1 protein-coding gene and 1 pseudogene are annotated in these 2059 nt (G+C 74.1%); both read right to left on the bottom strand.

The genetic code is table 11. The features are described from left to right. Window positions 1-817 (bottom strand): annotated as a pseudogene (locus ACVNF4_RS35295) (hypothetical protein); the annotation flags it as partial. A gap of 60 nt (window positions 818-877) precedes the next feature. Then, window positions 878-2059 (bottom strand): peptidoglycan-binding protein (locus tag ACVNF4_RS35290; RefSeq protein ID WP_461806929.1); only part of this gene is annotated, 1182 nt, incomplete at its 5' end.

Raw genomic sequence — 2059 nt, 5'->3', positions numbered from 1 at the left:
CGGCGGCCGGCATCGGCTCGCTGCGCCAGTGCCGCAGCCGGACGTCCACGCGGCGGCGCAGCAGCAGGGGGTTCACCCACAGCAGCCCGGTACGGCGGACCGTGCCCCGGTAGCGTCCGAACAGCCCGAGCACCCACGCCCCGCCGGTCCGCCCGCGCGCCAGCCCGCCGAACCCGAACAGCCCGAGCGCCCCGGAGCCGGCGTACGCGGCCCACTGGACGAGGCCGAGCCCGGTACCGGCGTACAAGGGCAGGTGGAGGGCCTCGGCCGCGACGTGCGGGAGGACGCCGGCCCACCAGGAGGTGGCGACGCATCCGGCGGCGCCGCAGATGCCCGCGAGGACACCGACGGTGCCGGGGAGGACCCGCGCGGGGCGCTCCACCAGGTCCGGGTCGACCTGGGCCGCCGGGCGGGGGGTGCGCCGGCCGGGGCGTCTGAGGCGGGGGGTGGGGGGTGGCCCCTGAGTCGTACGGGGGTGACCGGGGGGCCCGAGGGGGAGGCCGAGGTCTCCCCCTTGAGTACTACGGGGAGTACCCGTCGGGGTCCGGCCCGGGACGCCGATGCCGCCGGCCGCACCGACCGCGCCGCCCTGAGGACGGCCGAACACCTCAGGGTCTACGGGTACTACGGGACCCGGCTCGGGGTCGTCCCGGAAGAGCAGGTGTACGGGGATCTCGGTGGTGGCCTCGTTCTGGATGAGACGGGTGGGACGAGAAATGTCTTTGGTCTCCTTGCCGGCGCCCCTCGGCTCCCCCTCCGGCCGTTCCTCCGCGGGCCCCCCGGAACCCGCCGTCTGTGAAGTGGTCGTACTGCTCATGTCTGCCTCCAGCCTCCGCGCCAGATGCGTCACGTCTGTTCGGTCTGCGTCATGACAGGGTCAGGAGAAGAGGCGCCTCCAGGTCTCGGGTCCCGGGTAGCCGTCGGCCGCCGCGCCCCGCCAGCCCTGGGCCCGCTGGAACGCCTCGACGGCCCGCCGGTCGGCGTCACCCCAGCGGGGAGTGGGGCCGGTCCCGTAGTACCTCCCGTACCCCTTGCGTACGAGCTGCTCGCCCAGCCGGATGACGTACGGGTTCTCCGCGCCCGGCCTGAAGTACGCGCGCCCCGGGAAGGCGGTCGCGGCGGACGGGGGAACGGGCACAGTGGACGAGGGGGCGGGTGGGCCGGGGTTGCCGGTGACGATGTCGCGGCCCTTGCCGGTGCTCAGCAGCGCCCAGGTGTCGGGGCCGGGGAAGCCGTCCGCGTCGGCGCCTTTCCACCCCTGGGCCTGCTGGAACGCCTGGGTCGCGCGCTGGTCCGCAGTGGACCAGCGGGGTCCCGGGCCCGTCGTATAGAAACGTTTCGCCCCACGTTGGACGAGCATCGTGCCGAGCAGGGTGACGTGGGCGTTGTTCGCGCCGGGTCCGAAGTAGGCGCGGCCCGGGAAGGGGGTGGTCCCTTCGGGGAGCCCTTCGCCGGGGGGTGTCCCGTCGGGGGGTGCACCCTGAGTACCCGTAGTCACTCCGGTGTAGCGGTAGGCGAGGTACCGGTCGGAGTGGGTCCAGTAGGCGTAGGGGGTGGACTGGCGGCGGGTGCCGGGGCGGGTCTGCTCGTAGGCGATGTAGTAGCTGTGCGTGTAGTCCGTCCAGCCGCCGAAGATCACCACGTGGGACCCCTTCTGGGGGTCGACCGGGTTGTGGAAGAGGAGGATGTCGCCGGGCTGGAGGTCCTCCTTGGCGATCCGGGTGCCGTACCGGTCGAGGGTGCCCGTCCACTCGTTGCCGGGCAGGCCCCAGGCCATCGAGACGAACCCGGAGCAGTCCTGCCGGTACCCGTCCGACCAGAACGCGGTCATGCTGTACGGCACCTTCGCGGCGACCCAGGTCTTCGCCCGCCTGATGATGTCGGCGCGGGTGGTTCCCGGCGCCTTGACCGGGCGGGTCGGGAGGCCGGCCGGACCGTGCAGCGGGGTCGCGCTTCCCTGGGGGGTCTCAGGCTCGTCACCTGCGGGAACGGCACGAGCGGTGGTGCGGGGCGCGGCCTGGGCGGGCGGCGCGTGCGCGGCGCCGAGAGCGGCGGTGGC

This window comes from Streptomyces sp. S6 (assembly GCF_054880855.1).
This window is presented reverse-complemented; position numbering and strand designations above follow the sequence as displayed.